General features: G+C 71.9%; 16 protein-coding genes and 2 pseudogenes. 7 read left to right on the top strand and 11 right to left on the bottom strand.

All coding sequences use genetic code 11. From position 1 onward, the window contains the following. Positions 1 to 184 precede the first annotated feature (184 nt). The 5 genes and pseudogenes from AB0L40_RS11565 to AB0L40_RS11545 form a co-directional block, all read right to left on the bottom strand. Complete coding sequence (locus AB0L40_RS11565; RefSeq protein ID WP_364353832.1) at positions 185 to 595, bottom strand: PaaI family thioesterase; 411 nt, start codon at positions 593 to 595, stop codon at positions 185 to 187. Between the two features lie 155 nt (positions 596 to 750). Then, a pseudogene (locus AB0L40_RS11560) lies at positions 751 to 1,467 on the bottom strand (alpha/beta hydrolase); the annotation flags it as partial. Positions 1,468 to 1,753: 286 nt separating this feature from the next. Then, complete coding sequence (locus AB0L40_RS11555) at positions 1,754 to 2,689, bottom strand: LLM class flavin-dependent oxidoreductase (protein ID WP_364353829.1); 936 nt, start codon at positions 2,687 to 2,689, stop codon at positions 1,754 to 1,756. Positions 2,690 to 2,720: 31 nt separating this feature from the next. Beyond that, positions 2,721 to 3,200: an MFS transporter gene (locus AB0L40_RS11550; protein ID WP_364353826.1), complete on the bottom strand. Its 480-nt coding sequence runs from the start codon at positions 3,198 to 3,200 to the stop codon at positions 2,721 to 2,723. An 8-nt stretch (positions 3,201 to 3,208) separates the two neighbouring features. After that, a complete protein-coding gene (locus tag AB0L40_RS11545; protein ID WP_364353823.1) occupies positions 3,209 to 3,682 on the bottom strand; it encodes a hypothetical protein in 474 nt (157 codons plus the stop codon). 101 nt (positions 3,683 to 3,783) lie between these two features. Here AB0L40_RS11545 and AB0L40_RS11540 point away from each other — a divergent pair, with 101 nt between their 5' ends. Beyond that, positions 3,784 to 4,410: a TetR family transcriptional regulator gene (locus AB0L40_RS11540; protein WP_364353820.1), complete on the top strand. Its 627-nt coding sequence runs from the start codon at positions 3,784 to 3,786 to the stop codon at positions 4,408 to 4,410. 362 nt (positions 4,411 to 4,772) lie between these two features. Next, a complete protein-coding gene (locus AB0L40_RS11535; protein ID WP_364353835.1) occupies positions 4,773 to 5,363 on the top strand; it encodes a recombinase family protein in 591 nt (196 codons plus the stop codon). Between the two features lie 322 nt (positions 5,364 to 5,685). Here the strand turns inward: AB0L40_RS11535 and AB0L40_RS11530 are convergent. Next, positions 5,686 to 6,963 (bottom strand): annotated as a pseudogene (locus AB0L40_RS11530) (chloride channel protein); the annotation flags it as partial. Between the two features lie 126 nt (positions 6,964 to 7,089). Between AB0L40_RS11530 and AB0L40_RS11525 the strand changes: the two are divergent. The 4 genes from AB0L40_RS11525 (at position 7,090) to AB0L40_RS11510 (ending at position 9,256) form a co-directional block, all read left to right on the top strand. Beyond that, positions 7,090 to 7,215, top strand: a complete 126-nt coding sequence (locus tag AB0L40_RS11525) for a hypothetical protein (RefSeq protein ID WP_364353817.1) — start codon at positions 7,090 to 7,092, stop codon at positions 7,213 to 7,215. Between the two features lie 118 nt (positions 7,216 to 7,333). Next, positions 7,334 to 8,395 carry a sulfite exporter TauE/SafE family protein gene (locus AB0L40_RS11520; protein ID WP_364353814.1) on the top strand — a complete coding sequence of 354 codons (1,062 nt, stop codon included), beginning with the start codon at positions 7,334 to 7,336 and terminating at the stop codon, positions 8,393 to 8,395. Positions 8,396 to 8,458: 63 nt separating this feature from the next. Then, positions 8,459 to 8,824, top strand: coding sequence for a LysR family transcriptional regulator (locus AB0L40_RS11515; RefSeq protein ID WP_364353811.1), 366 nt, complete (start codon positions 8,459 to 8,461; stop codon positions 8,822 to 8,824). Positions 8,825 to 8,890: 66 nt separating this feature from the next. Further along, positions 8,891 to 9,256 carry a DUF1330 domain-containing protein gene (locus tag AB0L40_RS11510; protein ID WP_364353808.1) on the top strand — a complete coding sequence of 122 codons (366 nt, stop codon included), beginning with the start codon at positions 8,891 to 8,893 and terminating at the stop codon, positions 9,254 to 9,256. Between the two features lie 264 nt (positions 9,257 to 9,520). On the opposite strand, the gene AB0L40_RS11505 is transcribed toward AB0L40_RS11510, so the two are convergent. The 3 genes from AB0L40_RS11505 to AB0L40_RS11495 form a co-directional block, all read right to left on the bottom strand. Next, a complete protein-coding gene (locus AB0L40_RS11505; protein WP_364353805.1) occupies positions 9,521 to 10,339 on the bottom strand; it encodes a ferritin-like domain-containing protein in 819 nt (272 codons plus the stop codon). Positions 10,340 to 10,417: 78 nt separating this feature from the next. After that, positions 10,418 to 11,080, bottom strand: a complete 663-nt coding sequence (locus tag AB0L40_RS11500; protein WP_364353802.1) for a M23 family metallopeptidase — start codon at positions 11,078 to 11,080, stop codon at positions 10,418 to 10,420. A 189-nt stretch (positions 11,081 to 11,269) separates the two neighbouring features. Further along, positions 11,270 to 12,304 (bottom strand): hypothetical protein, encoded by a 1,035-nt coding sequence (locus AB0L40_RS11495; RefSeq protein WP_364353799.1) that lies wholly within the window; start codon positions 12,302 to 12,304, stop codon positions 11,270 to 11,272. Positions 12,305 to 12,722: 418 nt separating this feature from the next. Between AB0L40_RS11495 and AB0L40_RS11490 the strand changes: the two genes are divergently transcribed. Beyond that, entirely contained in the window at positions 12,723 to 14,162 is a 1,440-nt protein-coding gene (locus AB0L40_RS11490) for an arylsulfotransferase family protein (RefSeq protein ID WP_364353796.1), read from the top strand. A 116-nt stretch (positions 14,163 to 14,278) separates the two neighbouring features. Here AB0L40_RS11490 and AB0L40_RS11485 read toward each other — a convergent pair whose 3' ends face one another. Next, positions 14,279 to 14,932, bottom strand: a complete 654-nt coding sequence (locus tag AB0L40_RS11485; RefSeq protein WP_364353793.1) for a haloacid dehalogenase type II — start codon at positions 14,930 to 14,932, stop codon at positions 14,279 to 14,281. Between the two features lie 484 nt (positions 14,933 to 15,416). After that, positions 15,417 to 16,373, bottom strand: a complete 957-nt coding sequence (locus tag AB0L40_RS11480; protein ID WP_364353790.1) for a hypothetical protein — start codon at positions 16,371 to 16,373, stop codon at positions 15,417 to 15,419. Positions 16,374 to 16,717 lie beyond the last annotated feature (344 nt).

Genomic DNA, 16,717 nt, shown 5'->3' with positions numbered 1-16,717 from the left:
GCGCTTGGGCGCGGCGCCGGAGGGCCAGGCGTGAGCTTGACCGCTGTCGTCCCGAGCGCGTGGTCGCATCCGTCTTGCGAGTGATGATGAGGATCGGCTATCGGGACGCTCGGGAATGCTTGTAACGACGGGTCATCAGACGCATGGTCGCGACGTTTCCAGGGTCGGCCCCGGACGGTGCGCCTCAGCCCTTCATCGGGACGTTCTGCAGGCGCACGCGGCCTTGCGCGACGAGCTTGCCGTCCTCGCGGGTCACGTCGCACTGCCACAGCTGGCCCGTCCGGCCTTGGTGGATGGGCCAGGCCCGCACGTCCAGCCGCCCCTTTGTGTGTGCACGGATGAAGTCGGTGTGGTTCGAGAGGCCGACGGAGAACATCTCCCGGTCGAGGACCGCTGCTGACGCGCCGATGCTGCAGGCGGACTCCACCGCGGTTGCGTACACGCCGCCGTGCACGACCCCCCACGGTGTGTGGTGGTCGACGTCGGCGTCGATGTGGCCGACGACCTCGTCGCCGGTGGCCACGGTCGTCTCAAGCCCGGCGCCCTTCAGGAACGCGCCGGCGGCGGAGAGGGACAGGTCAGGGGCATCAGTCATGCGAGGCCTTACTCGGTGGTTGTGGTCTGCGCCCGGGCGGGTCGCAGGAGGACGAAGACGGCGAGCGCACCGGACACCGCGATAGCGGCGACGACGCGTGGGGGCGTAGATATTGCGCTCGCCGGCAGGGGGACAGCGCGCGATGAGCGGTGCGGTCAGGTCGCTGTGGGCGTCTGGTCTTCGGTGAGGAAGTCGAGGGTTTCGGTGACGAACTGCTCGTGGTACTGGAAGATGCCGCCGTGGCCGGAGTCGGGGTAGATCGTCAGGCGGCTGTCGGGGATCTGCTCGGCGAGCGCACGGGACTGGCTCGTGGCGACCATGACGTCGTCCTCGCCGTTGGCGATGAACGTCGGCTGCGTGATCCGGCCCAGGTCGTGCGGCGTACCGAGGCCGCTCTCGCGGATCGCGGCGAGCTGCGCGAGCCGCGCCTGTTGGGAGATTCCCGGGACGCGGTCGGTCGGGGTGCGCTCGTCGAGGCGGGCGATGTAGGCCTCGGCGGCGTTCTTGCCGGCGGGGGTGCGGGGGAAGAAGAGGAAGTGGCGGGGGTCGACGCGCCGGAGTGCGGCCTTCAGGTAGGCGCCGCCGACGATCAGCGGCATCTTCGTCAGGCCGCCGCCGCCGCGATGCCCGGTGCCGGTGAGGATGAGACGCCGCACGAGGTGCGGCTCGGCCAGGGCGACCTCCTGCGCGACGCCGCCGCCGAGGGAGAACCCGAGGAGGTCGATGCGGTGGTGGCCGAGCGCGCGAATGACGGCGATGGCGTCGGTGGCCATGGCCGCGACGGTGTGGGGGACCTTGCCGCCCGAGCCGCCGACGCCGCGGTTGTCGAAGGCGATGACGTGGTGGCGGGTGGCGAGTCCGTCCAGGCCATGAGAAGCACCATGACCGCCATCACCTCATACGCCCACGCTTCGGCGAGGACGATCTCGGCCGACGGCGACACCGACGGCTGAAGCTCAGGCCGTCTCACCGGCTGCCGGAGAGGCCCTGGCCGGCCGGCGAGACCGGCACAACTCTGGCGCCGAGAACGAGCGCCGCCCGGTGGGGCGAGCGCCGAAAGATCGGCTCTGCTCGGCCTTCGATCGCGGCGCTCGCTCATCACCAGCGGCGTCTCGTCCGCAGGACGCGTGCGGGGGCTCTGCTCGCGTGCCTCGGGCGTCAACCCGAGATGTCTCCGCTCGGCGCTGGCGCGCCTGCCGCCTCGAGCGGGTCGATGACCTCGCGGAGCTCCCGCAGCCAGCCGGGAGCGTCGCGGGCGTGCAGGATGAGAACGAACTTCGTGGCCCCAGCCGCGATGAACCTCTCCAGCAGCACGCGGACCGCATCGATGCCGTGCGCGATGTGGTCCTCTGCCTCGACGTCCTTCTGGCTTGCCAGCATGCGGTGCTGCCCCGTCCCGAGGCCATCGGGCTCCCGCACCGCATGGATCGTCGCCCCGTAATGGTCCTCGTCAATCGTGCGCCCCGCCTCCGCGGCCGCCGCGCGGATCGTCGCAACCCCCTCCCGCAACCGCTCGGGCCCAACCCCAGCGGCGAGCCAACCATCTCCGATACGCCCGACACGACGCAACGCGACATCCGACCTCGCCCCGAGCCACATCTCGAGCTTCGGCCGCGACGGGCGCGGCGACAACTGGACATCCGAGAAGGACCAGAACCGCCCATCGTGCGTCACCGGCTCTCCCGTCCATAGCGCCCTGACAACGTCAACCGCCTCCTCCAGCCGCGCAGCACGCTCGTCCTTCGGGACGCCCATGGCCTCCCGCTCTCGGGTGCGCTGCAACCCGAGAGCCGCAGTCGGCAGCAGCCGGCCCGCCGAGATCGCGTCGATCGCCGCCAACTCCCGGGCCGCCATCACCGGGTTCCCGGCGCTAAGAACGAGCGCATTGGTGCCGAGCTTCAAACGGGTCGTCCGAGCCGCAGCAGCAGCGAGCAGCGGAAGAGGTGCGATGCCGCCCAAGGGCGCGAGGTCGGGCAGCCAGAGCGAATCCCACCCGCCGGTCTCCAGCGCATCGACGAGCGTCCAGAACGACCCAAGGTCCCGCCCTGCCCACGTCACTCCGACCCGCACGCTGAGCCGCGGCAACGAGGTCACGCCAGACGACACTCCAAGAGTCATGACGAAGTCATGTCATACCAACCGCTGCCGCGCTGCCATCAGCCCTTCGATGGCCCGTGGGCAAGCGCACCACGGTGTCCCAGTAGCCGATCGCCTTCGCACGCTTCTTCCGATCGGTGAAGACGTTGGAGATGATCGACAGCGTCGTCGGGAAGATGATCGCCGCGGAGAACCCGGCCACGAACCGCCACAGGATGAGCTCCCCGGCCGAGTCGCTCCACGCGCACAGCGCCGACGCGACGACGTAGACCGCCAGGCCCGCGACCAGCGCGCCCTTGCGACCGAAACGGTCGCTCAGCGATCCCGCGGCCAGGACGAACGCCGCGAACGCGAGATTGAACGCGTCGACGATCCAGAGCAGGTCGCGCGAGGACGCGTCGATCTCCCTCGTCAGCGTCGGCAGCGACACGTACGCGATCGACGTCGCGACGTTGATCGTGAACGCTGCGAGGCAGAGGACGGCCAGAACCGCACGACTGGCCCCCACGCCGGGGCCTAGGCCTTGAGGTCCTGTTGGCGGCGGCGACGCACGTCGTCGTCGCTCTCGCCGCGGAAGAAGTCCTCGGGAAGCTCGTAGGCGTGCGTCGTCTTCTTCCGGCCGGCGGGCGACGGTGTGTCGGCGTGCAGCAGGGTGGTGCGAAGGCGATCGCGTTCGTGGCGCTTCGCCGTCTCGGCGCGAGCGACGACGTCGCCGCTGACCCAGAGGCGGTGGGCGATTCCGAGAAGCGGGATCAGTGCGATCGAGAGCACGTAGAGGCACGCCGGCACGGTCACGTACCCCAGTCCGGGAAGGAACCCGGTCACCCACACCGTCCACCCGACGGTCGCTGCGATCGCCACGACGACGGTCGCGGCGACCAGCAGGACGGCGAGCGCCCGACTGGCGAGGTCGGTGGTCCGGACGCGGTCCACCGCATCCTCGTCCTCGGTCACGGAAGAGGTGTCCGTCGCGTTGTTCGAGTTCGTCATGTTTCGACCGTACATGTTGATGATCACTAGAACAAGACATCTTGATCGCGCGACCAGTAAATGCTGATCTCGCGACCAGCGTCGCTGGTAGCTTGCATTCAATGACTGCGCCTGCGGCCAAAGAGCGGCGCCGGCCGACGCAGGAGGAGCGTCGCGCCGCGACCCGGGCGAGCATCGTCGCCGCGGCGGTCGAGGCGTTGGCACAGGACGGGTACGTCGCGCTGACGACCCGGTCGGTGGCCCAGCGCGCCGGCGTGTCGCAGGCATCGGTCATGCACTACTTCGCCACCCGAGGCCTGTTGCTCACCGCGGCGATGACGACGCTCTGTCGCCTGATCGTCGACGAGGTCGAGGCGCGCGCCGCGGACCTCCCATCCGACGACGGCAGCGGCGCAGCGATCCTCGACCATCTGTGGGACCAACTCCGCGGACCACGCGGCACCGCGATCGGCCAGGTCTGGTGTGCCGCGTGGTCCGACGACGACCTGACACCCGTCGTCGCGGAGTTCGACCGAGAGCACATCCAGGCGACGCTGAGCGCGATGCAGCGCGCGTACCCCCCGGACACGGACCCCGAGCGGCTCTCGGCCTACGTCGAGCTCGTGCTGGCCACGATGAAGGGCCTTCTTCTCGTAGGGCCCGTCACCACACCCGAGGGCCTGTGCGCTCGATGGGCGACCGTGCGCCCCATGCTCATCCGCGCCGGCGCAGACCTGCGCGACGGGTGAACCGCGTCCCTCGGCGGCGGCAGCGCCTCGATGTCCATGGCGACTCCATCGGTCATCGCCGCGCGGTCGACGGGGTGCCCTGCCCGCCGAGGCGCCGCTCGACGTCACTCATTCTGGTGACGAACAGATCGTCTTTGCCATAGGTGCAACTCCGTAACGCTTTGATCGAGGCCTACCCGACGACCCATTTCGAGGCGTGCGCCGACCCCGCGAGGTTGTCCGGATAGCCGAACGGCAGCCGGGGCGAGGATCCGTGATCGACGGTCCCCGGTGGAGACTGATGACCGGTCGTCCCGATAGACCCGTCCGATTTGATTCCCATTGAGCGGGCGTCATACGGCACACTTCGGCACGTGAGCGAAATGAAGATCGGCTATGCGCGCGTCTCGACCGCCGCGCAAGAGCTGACCGCCCAGCGCAACGCACTTCAGGCGCTCGGGGTCGAGCCCGAGCGGATCTACGTCGATCACGGCCTGACTGGCACCAACCGCGCTCGGCCGGGCCTCCGCGAGGCCCTCGCCGCCTGTCGGGACGGCGACATGCTCGTCGTCACGAAGCTCGATCGTCTCGCGCGCTCGCTCGCCGACGCGCGCGACATCGTTGACGAGCTCACGACCCGGAGGGTGAAACTCAACCTCGGCGGATCCGTCCACGACCCCACGGACCCCGTCGGCCGGCTCCTCTTCAACGTCCTGGCGATGGTCGCCGAGTTCGAGTCCGACCTCATTCGCATGCGCACCCGCGAAGGCCTCGAAGTCGCACGAGCCGCCGGCAAGCTCCGCGGCCGCAAACCCAAGCTCTCCGTCAGCCAAGAGCGTCACCTCGTCCAACTCCACCGCGCCGGCGAGAAGAACCCGGCCGAGCTCGCCGAGCTCTTCAATGTCGGGCGCTCCACGGTCTACCGCGCCCTCGAACGCGGGCGACTCCTCGCCGCGGCGACCGAGGTCGGCTGACGCTTCCGTCCCCTCTCGATTCGGGGACGACGCCGCTCTCGATCTGGTGACGTTCGACACGCAGGTGCGGCAAGCGACAGCGCCGCGACGAGGACGAGCAGGACCAAGCGACGGCAGTACCGCTCCAAGGGTTGCCACCCCGGGTCCGACCCGGGCCGGTGCCGTCGGTCGCGGTCGCGGTCGACGCCGCTCTCGGTGAGGCGACGTCCGACGGTCATCGGGTCGTCCGGTCTTCGTCCCCAAGGGCGGCTTCGATGGGCCGCGGCACCGCGGCGCCGGGGCTCGACTCCGATGCCGTCGCCGCGCCGTCCGCGGACAGCCGCGGCGCGTCGATGTCGATCCCGCGGCGGCGGAGCTTGAGCGTGTAGATGTCGTCCCTGCTGAGGGTCCGGGCGGCCGCGACGGCGACGACGATCGCGAGCATCGCGGGAAGGATCACCCCGGAGTCGCCGGTCAGCTCGAAGAGGATCAGGACCGCCGTCATCGGCGCGCGGGAGCAGGCGGCGAAGACGGCCCCCATCCCGATCACGCCGTAGGCGCTCGACGCCGCCATCGCGCCGCCGAGGACGAGGTGGCCGACCCGGCCGAACGCGGAGCCGAGCATCGCGCCGATGAAGAGCGACGGCGCGAACACCCCGCCGGAGCCGCCGATCGCGATCGTGGTGCTCGTCGCGACGGCCTTGGCGACGAGCAGCAGGAGCACGAACCCCAGCGCGTCGTGGCCCTCGACGACCCGCGTCAGCACGGGGTAGCCGACGCCGTAGAGCTCCGGCAGCGCGAGCAACATCAGGCCGAGCACCAGGCCACCGGCGACGGGCCGGGCCCACGCGGGGCCGCGCCACACGCGGTCGGCGAGGTCCTCGATGCCGTAGAGGGTTCGCACGAACCCGGTGCCGACGACGGCCGCCGCGGCCCCGAGCCCGGCGAAGAGGGCGTAGTCCGCCACCGACTCGAGGTGCACGGCCGGGAGCGAGAGGAACGGGTCGTCGCCGAACGCGGCCCGCCCGATCGCGGCCGCGACGACGGACGAGAGCACCGGGAGACCGAACGATGCGGCGTCGACGCGGCGGAGGACGACCTCCATCGCGAAGAAGACGCCCGCGATCGGGGTGTTGAACGTCGCCGAGATCCCGGCGGCCGCGCCGCAGCCGACGAGGAGGCGCAGGTCGTCCTCGGAGAGCCGGGCGCGCTGCCCCAGGGCCGAGCCGAGCGCCGAGCCGATCTGCACGATCGGCCCCTCGCGGCCGACCGACCCTCCCGTGCCGATGCACGTCGCCGATGCGAGTGCCTTGACGACGGCCACGCGCGGCCGGATCCGGCCCCCGTCCCGGGCGACGGCGAGCATCACCTCGGGGACGCCGTGCCCGCGGGCCTCGGGTGCGAAGAACGCGAGCAGCGGCCCGTAGACCAGGCCACCGAGCACCGGCACGACCACCACGAACCACGGACCGAGAGAGGGGACTTGCGGGTTGGCCACGCGCCCCAGGCCGGCGTAGTCGTGATGCCCCGTGGCGAGCTGCGTGACGCCGACGATCAGCTCCCGGAACAGGATCGCGCCGACCCCGCCGCCCAGGCCGATCACCAGCGCGAGGAGGACCAGCCGGCGGTGGCCGGCCCAGCCCCACGTCACCGGGGCGCGGAGCGTTCGGGGCCGGCGGGCGCGAGGAGAGGACTCGATCACCGGCCGCACCTTACAACGTAAGTCGAATCGCGCTGCGGTTGATCGATGAACGACCTGCGCAACGCCAACCTCGTCCTGCGCCGTCTCGCGTCCCTGTTCTTCGTGGTCTGCGGCTTCGGGGTCGTCGCGATGCTGATCCCGATGATCATCTTCTTCGCCACGAAGCCCTGAGCCGTCCGGCGGCTGCCGGGCGACCGGCAATCTCGAGCCGCCCGACGGCCGTCGTCCATAGGCCGACGCGGCCGGGCCGGCCAAGCCCATAAATCGGATCGGGTATCGTGTGCGCTTCGTGCTCGACCCGCTCGTCATCGCGTTCGGCCTCGGCGTCGGCATCCTGATCGGCCTCACCGGCATCGGTGGCGGCTCGCTGATGACCCCGCTGCTGGTGCTGTTCGCCGGCGTCCCGCCCGTGATGGCCATCGGCACCGATCTCGCCTACGGCGCGATCACCAAGACGCTCGGCGGCTGGCGGCACCTGCGCAGCGGGACCGTCGACCTCGGGATCTCTCGGTGGCTCGCCGTCGGCTCGGTCCCCGGCGCGCTGATCGGCGTCGTCCTGATCAACGCGGTGCACGACCGGTGGGGCGAGGAGGTCGACACCTGGCTGCTCGTCGGCATCGCCGCGGCGCTGGTCGTCGTCGGCCTCGCCACCCTGTATCGCGCCCTCTTCATGCGCGCGGCGGTGGCGCGCGAGCGGCACACCGTGGACCTGACGCCGCGGGGACGCGCTCAGGCCGTCGCGACCGGCCTGAGCCTCGGCCTGCTCGTCGGCGCGACGTCCGTCGGCTCCGGCGCGCTCATCGGGCTCGTGCTGATCTTCCTCTTCCGGCTCACCCCGCACCGCGTCGTCGGCACCGACGTCTTCCACGGTGCGATCCTGCTGTGGGTTGCCGGCCTCGCCCACTGGGCGTCGGGCAACGTCGACCTCGGTCTGATGGCCAACATCCTGATCGGCTCGATCCCCGGCGTCCTGATCGGGACGCACTTCATCCTCCGCGTGCCCGCGAACGCGTTGCGCCCGCTGCTCGCCTGCGTGCTGCTGGGAAGCGCGCTCGGAGTGCTGAAGAAGGCCGGCGCGGACGTCCCGCCCGCCGCGATCATCGGCGTCCCGGTCCTCGTCGGCCTGCTCGCCTGGTGGCTCCATCGCAAGACGACGGCGCACGCCGATCCCGTCCTGGCCACCGCGCCGCCGACGGCGCGCCCCGTGAGCACCCTCCGGGACCCGGACGACGACGGCCCCGGCGTCGGCCCGAGCCCGGACCCCGGGACCGCCGATCCAGCCCTTGCCCTCACCGGGAATCGGTCGTCCGAGCCCGTGAGCGTCGCCGGCGCGTCGGCGACGCTGCGCTGACGCGGCCCGCGGGGTCCATACTCCGAGCATGGGACGCCCGAAGGCCACCTGCCCGCACCCACGATGAGCGCACGGGGTTCGGCGCGCTTGGCGGGGCAGCCCGGCGTCCGTCGGTCCCAGCCGTACCCGCTCACCCTGATCGACCTCGAGGCGATGGTCGTCGCCGCCCGGACCCGCGACGTGTCCGAAACGGCGAAGCATCTCGGGATCTCGAGCTCCGCGGTGCTCCGGCGGCTGCGCAAGCTCGAGCAGCGCGTCGCGGTCGCGCTCTTCGACGGGCTGCCCGCGAACGTCGAGCTGACCCCGGCCGGCGAGGAGCTGCTGCCGCTGTTCGTCGCCGCGCACGACCGGCTGGCCGCGCTCGAGGAACTCGTGCAGCGCCATGCGACCGACGAGCTGGCCGCCGACGCGCGGTACCGGTCGCTCTAGCCCGGCGGCGCCTTGGCGGGGTGCACCCGCCGCCTGTGCCTGCCGGCGGCGGGCTACGATCGCCGGATGCCCGTGGACCCGACCGGCCGAGACCTGAAGCGGTACCTGGAGGAGGATCCGGGAGGCCCGGTCGTCATGCTCAACATGCTGCGACTGAAGGACGACGGCGCGGACGCGTACCGGGAGTACGCGACGCGGATCGCGCCCTTCCTCGAGCGCGTGGGCGCCGAGGTGGTCTACGTCGGTGACACCCACACGAGCCTCGTCGCCCCGGAGGACTGGGACTGGGACACCGTGCTGCTCGTGCGCTACCCCTCCCGCGCCGCGTTCAGCGCGATGGTCGCGGACCCGGAGTACCAGGAGATCACCGGACTCCGCAGCGGCGCCCTCGACGCGGCGGTGCTCCAGGCCACCGTGCCCTGGGACCTCTGAGGTCCTGCGCGATCGGCGACGACGACCGCCGCCTGTCGGACCGCGGGCCGTCGGGCGACGTCGAGGAGCGGACGTCGCCGCGACGCACCCTTCGGCAGAGCACACGCTGCGCCGACGCCGAGACGGCCCCGCAGTCGCGGGGCCGTCTCGTCCGGTGCGGGCCGGCCGCTCGAGAACCCTCGCCACCCGGCGGGGAGCGGCCGACCACGCGTCCCGCATCCCGCGCGTCCCCCGACGCGACGGGATCCGGCTGAGGCCCTGCGCTCAGGCGACGGCGATCGTGTTCACCCCCGGAACCGTGGGCGTGCGGGCGGAGACCACGTCGTACTCGTACGCCTGGCCGGGCTTGGACCCGGGCTTGCCGAAGCCGAACCCCGCAGCCTCCAGCCGGCCGACGGCGTTGGTGACGTTCTGGAAGCCCTTGAAGTTCGTCGTCAGGATCCCCGGGGTCTCCTCCTTCTGCGAGAACTTCGCGTACACGCGGTCGTTGCCGAGCTGACCGAGCGACTGCAGCGCGAGCGCACGGTGGACGGCCTCGGTGGCCATGATCTCCGCCGTGTAGCGCGAGAAGCGGGACCCCATGAGGTCGCCGCGGCGCGCGAACACCGTGGTGGCGATGAGGTAGGCGTTGATGAAGATCTGGTCGCCGACCACGAGGGTCTTGAGCAGGTTCTCCTTCGACGCGAAGACCTCGTCGGGCACGTAGATCGTCTTCGTGACGGCGGTGCCGCCGACGGTCGAGGACGTCAGCAACTCGTAGTGGTTCTTCTCCTGCTGCGCCGCGGCCTGGATGTTCAGCTTCGTGACCGGGTCGAGCTTGTCGCCGAGCTTCTCGGGGCCGACCGTGTTGACGATCGTGGCGAGCACCTCGGCGGTCGCCGCGACGGAGGCGATGCTCTCGGGCGAGTTGTCACCCGTGGTCGCCGCGTCAGCGGTGCCGGACATCATGCCGAACAGCCCGAGGCCGCCGATCGCGGCCGCGGTGCCCTTGACGAGGCTCCGCCGCGAGCTCGCGGAGAGGTGCTCGTGCTGCCGGTCGATGATGTCGTAGAGGGGGGTCGAGACGTCGGGGTCCTGAGCCATGAGGCTCTCCTGTTCCGCGCATCGGAGACGCGCAATCGGGTTCACCCTTACAACGTCAGGTTGGCGCGTTCGGATGCATCACGGTGCCTGCGCGGGGTTGCCCGCGGCCGCCGCCCACCCCTGGAGGGCCGCGGTCGGGTCGTACGGGCGACCGCCGGCGTACCAGCCCGGCGCGGTCCACAGCTCGAGGTGCAGGTGGCACCCGTCGGCGTCGCCCGTGTCGCCGACGGCGCCCAGCGGGGTGCCGGCCCGGACCGCATCGCCGACGGCCAACGGCGACCGGGCTCGCAGGTGCATGTACACCTGGTCCTCGCCACTCGGAGTCCCCGTGAGCACGACGTAGTGGCCGGCCCGAGCCTCGAACTTCCGGGTCTTCACGGTGCCGGCCGTCGCGGCGACCAACGGCGTCCCGCACGCCGCGAAGAGGTCGACCCCCTGGTGTGCGCCGCCTCGGGCGTGGAAACCGGTCGCCGGCCCCCCGTGTCGCCACGGCCCCCCGATCGGGAAGGTCCCGCCCGCGGCGGCCGCAGCGGCCTCCCGGGCCATGCGGGCAGCGATCACCTCCGCGAAGCGCAGCGTCATCGCCCGGAGGGTCTGGAGGTTGGGGCGCCCGGTCCGCATCAGCTCGTGGCGCGACTGGTACCGGCGGATCGCCCGGCGCGTCCGCCGCCCGATCCGCCCGTCGGGGTGGACGTGGATGCGGCGCTGGACGCTGCGGGTCTGCGACCGGGTGAGGGTCACCGCCGCGGTCACGCGGATCCGGGGTGCCGGCGGCGCGGAGCGACCGGTTGCCGGGTCGGCCTGTAGCCCCCCGCTCCCGCCGTCGGCAAAGGCGGGAGCAGGGCAGATAGAGACGATGGTGAGAGCGGTCGCGATCGCGCCGGCCGTGCGGGTCGTGTGCATCGGCGTCCTCCTTCGTGGCGTCGCGGGCTACAGGACGTGACGGATCAGGTAGCCGAACGACCGCCGCTCCTGTCCGCGGGGGTCGAGCAGCCCGGAGTCCCAGGAGTGGTTGCGCGTACCGGGCACCCAGGTCGGGTTGGGCTCCGACTGCAGCTGGTAGACGTAGACCCGCTGGATCTGGCGCCGATAGCGCCGCGCGATGGTCCGCAGGTAGCGCGTCGCGTCGTACTGGTACTTCTCGCGGGCGCTGTCGCTCGTCGCCTTCCGGCGCTGGGCGAGGAAGGGGTTGCGCCGCTCCGAGGACGCCTTACGCGAGTAGACGCCGCCCGACTCCGTGATCCAGACCTTGGAGTGCTTCACGGCCGAGGAGCGGAGGAACTGCGAGGTCTGCGTCGAGCGCCGGTCGTTGACGTCGTTGTAGTTGTTGAGGCCCCAGAGGCGGATCGGCATCTTCGCCGCCCGGCGGACCTTGAGGGCGTAGGAGGCCGCCTCCCGCCCGGACGTCAGGTTGAGGTCGCCGACGAGCAGACGACAGCTCCCGCAGTGGCGCAGGTCCTTGCTGATCGTCCGGTAGAGCCGCCCGAGCGCCGCGGGGTCGTGCTTGAACGGGCCCGCCAGGTTCGGCTCGTTGAAGAGCGAGAAGTCCCGGACCCACGGGTAGGCCTTGCGGAACCGCCGGAACTCGGTGCGGAAGCGCGCCGGCGAGATCCGGCGCTTCAGCGACCGGGAGCTCGACGCGGTGACCCAGAACGTCACGAGCGGACGGACGTGGGCCGCCCGGGCGGCGGTGAGCCAGGCGTCGAGGTTCTGCGCATGGAACTTCAGCCGCGAGTTGCGCGCGTAGCGGAGCGCGTCGTAGCGGACGGTGTAGCGCGCCGTCTTCATGCCGGCGTCGCGGAGCTGCGAGAACGCCGGGGTCGTGAACGTCTGGGGCTTCTGGTCGGCGATCCCCCAGGTGGTCCCGGCGTGCGCGGGCGCGGCGGCGCCGGCTGCGGCGGTGACGACGGCGGCCGTCGCCACGAGTCGTCGGACAGCGGAGGGCGATGGGGTGCGTGCGGGCATGGTCGGTCCTTCGGTCGGGAGCTAGGGCGTCGGGCAACGTCGCGGGTGAGCGCCGGACGGCCTCGTACGCGGTAAGGCGAACGTGGCACGTCCACGCTCACCAACCGGGCCAAAGCGGTCGGAGCGGTGCCCTGTCCGGCGGCACCGAGGTCACCTGCATCAGGCGTTCAGCGGCCTCACGAGCGAGCGCCCTGTGCGTGCTTCAACGGCCCGGCCGAAGCGTCGATGCGCCATCGAGCCCCACCGACCACCCGAATGGCGGGGTTCGTGAGTCGGACGGCCAGCCGACCACAACTTCCCCGGCGGCCCGGGGTTCCAACGCCCGATCACCGCCGGACCGGCCCCGTCGCACGGACGGTGGGGCCGGCTCCGCTCCCTTCCCCCCGAGGTCCCGATGCGTAGAATCCCGCCCTCCCCGATGCTCCGGACCCGCCACGCGGTGGCGGCCGCGACCGTCCTGCTCGCCGCGGCCGCCCCGGCCGCCGCGACCGCGTCCCAGTCGTTCCCGAGTCGTCCGGACCTGACGCCGCCGTCGGTCCGCGTGACCACGAAGCCGTCCGCCGTGGCACCCGGCTCGCTCTTCGTCGCGCCCAAGGGCGGCGACGAGCAACGTGGCCCGATGATCTACGACGACACCGGGCAGCTCGTCTACTTCCAACCGGTGAAGACCGGCCAGACGGTCCTCGACTTCCGGGCCCAGACCTACCGCGGCGAGCCGGTCCTCACCTGGTGGCAGGGCGTCGCCAAGCGCGGCTACGGCGAGGGACATGGCGTCGTCTACGACGCGCGGTACCACCCGATCGCGACGGTCGAGGCCGCCGGCGGCCGCAAGATGGACTTCCACGAGTTCACCATCACTCCGCAGAACACCGCCCTGATCGACACCTACCGGATAGTCCGCCAGGACCTCCGCAGTGTGAAGGGCGGCAAGAAGAACGACCTGGCGATGGAGAACACCGTCCAGGAGGTCGACATCGCGACCGGCGAGCTGCTCTGGGAGTGGGTCGCCAACGACGACATCGCGCCCACCGAGTCCTACGACGTCGTCCCCCGGCGCGCCGCGTTCCCGTACGACTACCTGCACCTGAACTCCGTCAACCTGGACACCGACGGCAACGTCGTCGTGTCCTCGCGCGCCGCCCACGCGCTCTACAAGCTCGAGCGCGGCACGGGCAGACTGCTCTGGCGCCTGGGCGGCAAGAAGTCGGACTTCGCGATGGGGCCGGGGACCCGGACGGCCTGGCAACACGACGCGGAGCCGCAGGGCGACGGCACGTTCACCGTGTTCGACAACAACGCCGACGAGCCCGCACCGGGCAAGGAAACGCGCGGTGTGCAGCTGAAGGTCGACGAGTCCGCCCGCACCGTCAGTCTCCTGCGGCAGTGGACCAACCCGAAGTCGCAGCTGTCGCCGAGCCAGGGCAACCTGCAGGCCCTGCCAGGCGGCGACGTCCTCATGGGCTGGGGCGGCACCGCCACGAACCTCACGGAGTTCTCCGCGACCGGTGCGGTGCAGTTCGAAGCATCCTTCACCAACCGCAACGTCGAGACCTACCGCGCCTACCGGCTGCCGTGGACCGCGCAGCCGACGAGCCCGCCGAAGGCCGCCGCGCGCCGGAGCGGCCGGAGCACCGCTGTCCGCGTCTCGTGGAACGGCGCCACGACCGTCGCGTCCTGGCGGGTCCTCGGCGGCTCGACGGCCAGCCGCCTCACGCCGCGGCGGACGGTCGCGCGCAACGGGTTCGAGACGCTCCTGCGCTACCCCGGCAACGACAGCATCGTCGCCGTCCAGGCCCTCGACGGGAACGGCGCGGTCCTCTCGACCTCGAGGAGCGCCCGGGTCGGACAGCGGTGGTGACGTAGGCCGGGGCCCTCGCGCACCGGTGGTGACACCGGCCGGGGCCATCGGTCGCCGGTGGCGTGACCGGCCCGGACCCTCGTGCGCCGGCGACGACGCCGGCGCGGATCCCGAGATCAGAGCGCCAGCAGCCCCGCCGCGATCTCCCGGAGATCCGTCCCGACCCGCTCCGGCGTCGGGGTCGTCTCCAGGCGGACGACCTCGCCGCGGGCCACCCAGGCGGTCCGGAGACCGGCGGCGTGCGCGCCGGCGACGTCCCACGCGTGCGCGGCGACCAGGAGGACCTCCCCCGGGGAGCAGCCCAGCTCGGCCACCGCGTGGTCGTAGGTCCGCCGGTCGGGTTTGAACGTCCCGACCGCGTCGACGCCGAGCACCGCGTCGAAGAGGTCGAGCAGCCCGGCGGAGAGGAGGGTCGCCCGGCCCGCCCGAGCCCCGGAGTTGGTGAGGACCGCGAGCCGGAAGCCTCCCCGCCGCAGGGTCTCGAGGGCGCGCAGGGCGTCGGGCCAGGCCGGCAGCGCCCGCGCGTGCTCCGTCGCCTCGTGGATCCCCGCAGGGTCGAGTCCTTCCTGCGCCGCGACCACCGCCAGGGCGGCCCGCAGGTGGTCGGCGAACGGGCGGACGCCCCCGGTCAGCGCGTCGGTCATGCCGCCGCGCACCGCGTCGCCGAGGATCCGGAGGCCGAGGTCGGGCCGGTCCCACGGAGCACCGAGCGGCCCCGGGTCGGTGAGCGTCCCGTTGAGATCGAAGAGGATCCACGTCGGTCGGCGCATGGACGGCATCATCGGGCCTCGGACGGGGACGACGACCGGCCGCGTCACCGGGACCGCCCGTCGCGGCGTCCGCGCGGGCCGCGACGCCGGGGACCGTGGCGGCGGCGACGCCCGTGGCGGCGGTCGGACGGGACGCCCCCGGCGTGCTCGCGCGGCTCGTCGCACGCGGGGTGGTCGAGGCGCCGGCGGCGGCCGGCGAGCGTCGCGGACCGGTGCCGCGTGCGCGAGGGCGGAAGGGCCGTCCGGCAAGGGCTCGCCACGTGCGGCCGGCCGCGCCGGACCGACGCGGACCACCGTCGCAGGAAGGCGACGGCCAGCGGCGCGACGAGCGCCAAGGCGACCGTCCGCAGGACGCGGTGCTCCCGCGAGCGGCCGTCCGGTGCCCCGGGGTTCATGCGGGATGGCAGGCGCACGGCGCGGTCGCGCGCCGAAGGAGAGGCGACCATGCGCTGGCCGCCTCGCCTTCGGCGCGTCGGGGCCTGGCTCAGCCCGTGATCTCGACGTAGAAGCGCTTGCGAGAGCCGGCGGCCGTCGCCGTGCCGTCGCTGTTGCGCGGGCTCACGACGATCGCGTTCTCGTTCTTCGCGCCGTCGGGGGCGCAGGCGACGACGTTCGCCACCTGGCAGCGGGCGGCGGAGACCTCACCGGAGAAGTTGGCGTCCGCACCGGCGGTGCCGTCGACGTCGACCTGGTTCTGCAGCGCGATCGTCGCCGAGATGCCGTGACCGGCAGCCGAGGCACCGGTGTCGATGTAGCAGTTGTCGTTCGTCGTGTAGCAGTCGATGACCTTCAGGCCGCCGGACTGCTCCTCGATCTCGCCCTTCTCGTTGACGAGCGCCCAGCGCGACTTCGCGGCCGCGGCCTTGTCGGTCGCCGCCTTGTCGGCGATGGCCTGGGTGGCCTTCGCGATGTCCTCGGCGTTCAGTCCGTCGACGCGGTCGGCGTTCAGACCGGTCGCGACGCCGGTGGCGTTCGTGGTGAACGGCTTCGTGCCGTCGCCGCCGTTGGCGACGCTGATGTCGCCTGCGACGGTGCCCTTCGTCGCCCGGAACTCGAACGCGAGCCCGCTGGAGAGGTTGTTCGCCCGCAGGCAGGGGTTCTTCTGGTCGTTCGGGGCCGTCTTCGCGGTCGAGCGGCACCCGTAGATCGCGCCACCGCCGCTGTTCGACAGGTTGGACTGGCGGGTCGAGTACCCGCCCTTGGCGGCGTTGCCCGCAGACTCCGTCGCGATGACCTCGGTCTCGGCGTTCGCGGCGTTGCGCTGCCCGAGGGTCAGCGATCCGCCGGTCGCAGCGTAGGTCAGCGGGGCGATTCCGAAGGCCAGGACGCCGGTGCCGAGAAGCACCGCGCGGGTGCGACCGGTCCCGCGGCGCGGCAGCAGACGGCGGATGCCGGTGCGTGCCTGATCGGTGGTCTCGTGCTCATCGTTCTGGGGGTGCATGGGGGTGCTCCTTGATCGTTGATCCACGGCCGCCCCGTCGGGGATGGCCGGTGTCGGACACCCTTCAAGAGGCGATCGGGAGACCGTCGATGCGCCAAGTCGGGGGAGATACCCCCCGATCGGCGGGGTTCGCGATCGGGACCAAACGCAGCGTCTCGCCGGCGCCTTCGCCGGGAACGACGGTGCGACGCCGCAACTTCATGGCGCACTCGCGGTTGTGACAGATATCTGGCGTCCGACACAAGTCGCCCCGGAGTGGCACGAAACCCTCTACACAGGCGAGATCCGTTCACGGCACGGCCGGGATCTGGGGGTTCCCGGCCGTGCCGCACGACGATCCACCG

Origin of the sequence: Patulibacter sp. NPDC049589 (assembly GCF_040675535.1) — a bacterium.
GTDB lineage: Bacteria > Actinomycetota > Thermoleophilia > Solirubrobacterales > Solirubrobacteraceae > Patulibacter.
The sequence above is the reverse complement of the archived record's forward strand: the minus strand, read 5'-3'. Positions and strand labels throughout refer to the sequence as shown.

What these genes read in the sequence shown, in the direction of transcription:
- AB0L40_RS11525 (WP_364353817.1), top strand. Translation starts at nt 7,090, where the DNA reads ATGAACGACCTGCGCAACGCCAACCTCGTCCTGCGCCGTCTCGCGTCC.
- AB0L40_RS11565 (WP_364353832.1), bottom strand. Translation starts at nt 595, where the DNA reads ATGACTGATGCCCCTGACCTGTCCCTCTCCGCCGCCGGCGCGTTCCTG.
- AB0L40_RS11545 (WP_364353823.1), bottom strand. Translation starts at nt 3,682, where the DNA reads ATGACGAACTCGAACAACGCGACGGACACCTCTTCCGTGACCGAGGAC.
- AB0L40_RS11485 (WP_364353793.1), bottom strand. Translation starts at nt 14,932, where the DNA reads ATGCGCCGACCGACGTGGATCCTCTTCGATCTCAACGGGACGCTCACC.
- AB0L40_RS11535 (WP_364353835.1), top strand. Translation starts at nt 4,773, where the DNA reads ATGAAGATCGGCTATGCGCGCGTCTCGACCGCCGCGCAAGAGCTGACC.
- AB0L40_RS11540 (WP_364353820.1), top strand. Translation starts at nt 3,784, where the DNA reads ATGACTGCGCCTGCGGCCAAAGAGCGGCGCCGGCCGACGCAGGAGGAG.
- AB0L40_RS11505 (WP_364353805.1), bottom strand. Translation starts at nt 10,339, where the DNA reads ATGGCTCAGGACCCCGACGTCTCGACCCCCCTCTACGACATCATCGAC.
- AB0L40_RS11495 (WP_364353799.1), bottom strand. Translation starts at nt 12,304, where the DNA reads ATGCCCGCACGCACCCCATCGCCCTCCGCTGTCCGACGACTCGTGGCG.
- AB0L40_RS11480 (WP_364353790.1), bottom strand. Translation starts at nt 16,373, where the DNA reads ATGCACCCCCAGAACGATGAGCACGAGACCACCGATCAGGCACGCACC.
- AB0L40_RS11510 (WP_364353808.1), top strand. Translation starts at nt 8,891, where the DNA reads ATGCCCGTGGACCCGACCGGCCGAGACCTGAAGCGGTACCTGGAGGAG.
- AB0L40_RS11490 (WP_364353796.1), top strand. Translation starts at nt 12,723, where the DNA reads ATGCTCCGGACCCGCCACGCGGTGGCGGCCGCGACCGTCCTGCTCGCC.
- AB0L40_RS11515 (WP_364353811.1), top strand. Translation starts at nt 8,459, where the DNA reads ATGAGCGCACGGGGTTCGGCGCGCTTGGCGGGGCAGCCCGGCGTCCGT.